This is a genomic window from Mycobacterium sp. (assembly GCF_035623875.1).
In the GTDB taxonomy this organism is placed as follows: Bacteria; Actinomycetota; Actinomycetes; order Mycobacteriales; family Mycobacteriaceae; genus Mycobacterium.
Genome location: NZ_DASPSP010000285.1, coordinates 1 through 4313, shown reverse-complemented (window position 1 = coordinate 4313; position 4313 = coordinate 1). Strand labels below are relative to the sequence as shown.

At 65.5% G+C, this 4313-nt stretch carries 4 protein-coding genes and 1 pseudogene; all 5 read left to right on the top strand.

The genetic code is table 11. The features are described from left to right. Window positions 1–237: pseudogene (locus VEI45_RS23075) on the top strand (PPE family protein); the annotation flags it as partial. 450 nt (window positions 238–687) lie between these two features. Next, window positions 688–1230 (top strand): hypothetical protein, encoded by a 543-nt coding sequence (locus tag VEI45_RS23070; RefSeq protein WP_324856847.1) that lies wholly within the window; start codon window positions 688–690, stop codon window positions 1228–1230. Window positions 1231–1232: 2 nt separating this feature from the next. Continuing rightward, window positions 1233–2450 carry a JmjC domain-containing protein gene (locus VEI45_RS23065; protein WP_324856846.1) on the top strand — a complete coding sequence of 406 codons (1218 nt, stop codon included), beginning with the start codon at window positions 1233–1235 and terminating at the stop codon, window positions 2448–2450. Next, entirely contained in the window at window positions 2450–3409 is a 960-nt protein-coding gene (locus tag VEI45_RS23060) for a sulfotransferase (RefSeq protein WP_324856845.1), read from the top strand. Before VEI45_RS23065 ends, VEI45_RS23060 begins: the two co-directional genes overlap by 1 nt. A gap of 119 nt (window positions 3410–3528) precedes the next feature. Further along, window positions 3529–4313, top strand: a 785-nt coding sequence (locus VEI45_RS23055) for a cupin domain-containing protein (RefSeq protein WP_324856844.1), incomplete at its 3' end; no start/stop codon positions are given.

Below are 4313 nucleotides of genomic sequence, written 5' to 3'. Positions count from 1 at the left end.
GCGGCGTTGGCCGCGATGCCGACCTTGCCGGAGCTGGCCGCCAACCACGTGATCCACGGGGTGTTGGTGGCGACGAATTTCTTTGGTATCAACACCATTCCCATCGCGCTCAACGAGGCCGACTATGCGCGGATGTGGATTCAGGCGGCCACCACGATGGCCACCTATCAAACGGTCTCCGCTGCCGCGGTGACTGCGGCGCCGCAGACCGATCCGGCGCCACAAATCGTGAGTTCCGGCAAAGGGGTCCAAACCGGCCCCGGGACCACCGGTGCCACCTACGGTGGCCAAGGCATCCCCGACAAGGGGATCCTTCCGATCGTCGACAACGACGCCGGGAATCCATACGACTTGAGTTGGATCATCAACCGAATCACCGAACCTATCGACACCCTGGCGCGGGACCTCCAAATCATCGAAACCAACCCAGCGCAAGGGCTCCTACAGCTGGAGTACGACGTGGTCGGCGTCATATCAGACGAGACTGGTCACGCGCTCCAATTCGTTGAGTACTACCCCGGAGTTTTGGCACTTCCTCTCGTCGTGCCGGCCGGAGCCGCGGGAGGCTTCGCGGGCCTGGCCGGGCTGGGTGGCATCCAGTTTGATGCGGCCCCCACCCCTGACGTGTCGCCCGCACCGACGCCGCATTCATCCAGTTTGCCGGCGACGACTAGTAGCCCCGTCGCAATGGGCATGTCGGGCGGTGCGCCCGGCACGTCCCCGGGTCCTTCTCCCGCGCCAGCGACCAGCACAGTCGCCGGTGCCGCGCCGCCGCCCGCCGCGGGGGGTGGGCCGGGTTTTGTGCCGCCCTACGCAGTGGGGCCGCCCGGTATCGGGGTCGGGTCGGGGATGAGTGCCAGCCTCAAAACTCAGGAGCCGACGTCGCGTGGGTCCGCGAAGGCACCCGAGATCGCCGCTGTCGCAGCGGCCGCAGCGGCGCCGCGCCGGCGGCGAAGGCGTGCGACTATGCGCGGGTATGGCGACGAGTTCATGGACATGAACATCGCGGTCGACCCGGATTGGGGCGCGCGGCCGCGCGGGGAAACGGTGGCGTCGGACCAAGGAGCGGGGCCATTGGGGTTCGCCGGGACGGTGTCGAAGGGCAGTACGCACGCGGCTGGGTTGGCGACGCTTACCCATGACGAGTTCGGCAGTGGCCCGCGAATGCCGATGCTGCCGAATACCTGGGATCCTGAGGGCGAGCCTCTCGACGGGCACGAGCAGAACTGAGATTGATCGAGAAGGGAACTCTCGTCGAGCCTTCGCTGGCCTGGTTGCTGCAACCCCTCGCGGTAGAGACGTTTCTCAACGAGACATGGGCGAAAACGCACTACCACGTCGAGCGACGCTGCCCCAGCTACTTCGACGCCCTCCTGCCCGGGCGGTCGGCGGTTGAGAACCTGCTGGAGTCGTTTCGAACCGAGCCATCGAAGGTGCGCCTGATCAGAGAGCACGACAAAAGGAGCTCGGACAACTACCGGCGTGCTGATGGCAGTCTCGATCTGGTCCGCATCCGCAGCGACTTCGCCGACGGCTACACGATCGTGCTGGAGGATGTTGAGCAGTACGTGCGCGCGATTGCCTCGCTGACGCAAGCCATCGAAGTCGAACTGAACTTCGCGACAAAGGTCAATGCCTATGTCACGCCACCCGAGTCGCAAGGCTTCGTCGCCCATTACGACGGGCACGATGTGTTGATCCTGCAGATACAGGGATCAAAGATCTGGCATTTGTACGAAGGCGCCGACGTGCCGCCCCACCAGCTGCGGCGTGAGGAGAAGTGGGTTGCCGACGGTCTGTCGTCACCGACCGACCTGCGTCTAGACGTCGGCGACGTGCTGTACGTGCCGCGCGGGCGAGTTCATGCGGCAGAAGCAACCTCCGAGCCGTCGGTCCACCTGACTGTGGGCATCCACGCGCCCACCGCGCTCACGTTTGCCGCCGCGGCGCTCAACGCGCTGAGTTTCACCGACGATCGTCTGAACGTCCGTCTGCCGCCGCGGCACCTCGACGACGCGGATGCGCGGGCGACCCTGGGCGCCCTGCTGCGTGACGCGGCCCGAACCGTCGAGGACCCACGCGCCATCGCAGGGGGGCTTGACGCATTGGCGGATATCTTGGTCCGCCGCGGCCAATGCCCACCGGTCGGACAGGCCTCGAACGCCATCGCAATCGACGGACAGACGGTGGTGAAGAAGTACCAACCCCTCTACTCGCGGGTGACGACCGTTAATGACAGGGTTGCGTTGCACTTTGCTCAATTGTCGATAACCGTGAGCCCCGACCATAAAGCCGCGATGCTGTTCGTTTCCGGTAGTACCGGGCCGTTTCGCGTTTGCGATCTGCCGGGGCTGCGTCCGGCGCAGCAGATGGAGCTGGCCCGAAGCCTGATCGTGAGCGGATTCCTTGTCCGCTGCCCGACAACTGACGCAGACGACCGGCCGCGCTGATGGAACTCGGTGACCTCGCCCGCTGGACACCGATCAGGTTCGATTTTTCCGGGCCCGTCTCGACGGTCGACTGGGCCGATCTTTCCGCGGAACGCTTCGTCGACCCGTTTTTCGACGAGACCGTTGCCCGCTGGTTGTCGGGCCCGCATGCCAGGCCACTCGTCAGGACCGGGCTCGAGGCGCTCGTCGCTCTCGATACCGAGCCGTCAATCGAGCCGGCGGGCTTGATCTTTCACCTGTCGCGGTGCGGCTCTACGCTCGTTTCGCGCCTGCTGCGCGCGGTTCCGGGGGTGGTCGTTCTCGCCGAGCCGGCGCCGCTCAACGCGCTGCTGAGGCTCGATCCCGATCGGGTCGACGAGGCCACACTGGTCCGGCTGGTGCGGCTACTGGTCCGGGCGCTCGGCCGACGCCGGCACGGCGACGAACGGCACCTGGTGCTCAAGTGCACGAGCTGGAACATCCGCCGCCGGGAAGTCCTGGCCGCCGCCTTTCCCGAAGCGCCGTGGATCTGGGTCCAGCGCGACCCGCTGCGCGTCTTGGCCTCCCTTCTGGCCGAGCCGCCTGGCTGGCTCAGCCTGCAGGGCAGGCCCTACCGGGCCGCGCGGCTTTTCGGTTTCGATCCGGCCGCTGTGCCCGCGATGTCGCACGTCGAGTTCGCGGCCCGTGTCCTGGGCGCGATGCTGGACGCAGCGGCGACCGATCCGGGTCGGCGCCTCTTGGTCGACTACGCCGACCTGCCCGCCGCGGTCTGGCAGCGCGTCGTCCCGCATTTTGGGCTGGAAGCCGATGCCGCTGCCATTGAACGCATGATCGAGGAGTCTCGGCTCTACTCCAAGGACCCAGCATCGCGGGTCTTCACCGGCGATGCTTCGGAGCGCCGCCCGGCGACAGATGAAATGCGCGAGGCGGTTGAGCGCTTCGCCGCGTCTGGCTATCGCGCAGTCGCGTCGCAGACGTAGTTTTCGGGTCCACGCCCGTGTGGTAGTTATTAATGAAAATCGTATTCATTTCAGCCTCGGACGGGGGCGTTGACAACCTGGAATCACGGTCAGGCCGGCAGAGGCGGAGAGCAGGTGAGATGCAGCAACGCTTGTCGGGTGTCAACGTCGAGTTCTCCCTGGCCCGGTTGCTTCAGCCGCTCTCCGTCGAAACCTTTCTCGACGACATCTGGGCAGCGACCCACCACCACATCAAGCGAGGTTGCCCAGGCTATTTCGATGGTCTCCTTCCTGGGCCGTCGACGATCGACGAACTGCTGGAGTTGTTTCGCCGCGAACCATCGGCGGTGCGGCTGGTAAAGGGAAGAGACAAAAAGGGCTCCGACAGCTACCGGCTCGTTGACGGCAGCCTCGATGTTGTCGGTGTCCGCAACGACTTTGCCGCCGGCTACACGATCGTGTTGGACGGCGTCGAGAAATACCTGCGGGCGGTCGGGACGTTGGCCCGTTCGATCGAGGTCGAGCTGAACTTTCCGATACAGGTCAACACCTACATCACTCCGCCAGATCAGACGGGTCTGGCCCCCCACTACGACGACCACGACGTGTTGATCCTGCAGGTCCAGGGCTCGAAGATCTGGCATTTGTACCTCGGCGCCGACCGCCCGCCGCGCGAGATCCAGCGCGAGAAGGACAAAGCGGTTGCCATCGACGGCCTTCCGCCGCCAACCGACTGGCGCCTGGAAGCCGGCGACGTGCTGTACGTGCCACGCGGCCGCGTTCATTCCGCTGAGACAACCTCGGAGCAATCCATCCATCTGACCGTCGGCATCCACGCACCGACCGTGCTCATGCTTGCCATCGGAGCGCTTTACTCGCAGAGCTGGCGCGATGACCGTCTGAACGCCCGTCTGCCTGTTCGGCA

Excerpts from the sequence above, each read along its gene's own strand:
- VEI45_RS23070 (WP_324856847.1), top strand. The coding sequence starts at position 688 with ATGGGCATGTCGGGCGGTGCGCCCGGCACGTCCCCGGGTCCTTCTCCC.
- VEI45_RS23060 (WP_324856845.1), top strand. The coding sequence starts at position 2,450 with ATGGAACTCGGTGACCTCGCCCGCTGGACACCGATCAGGTTCGATTTT.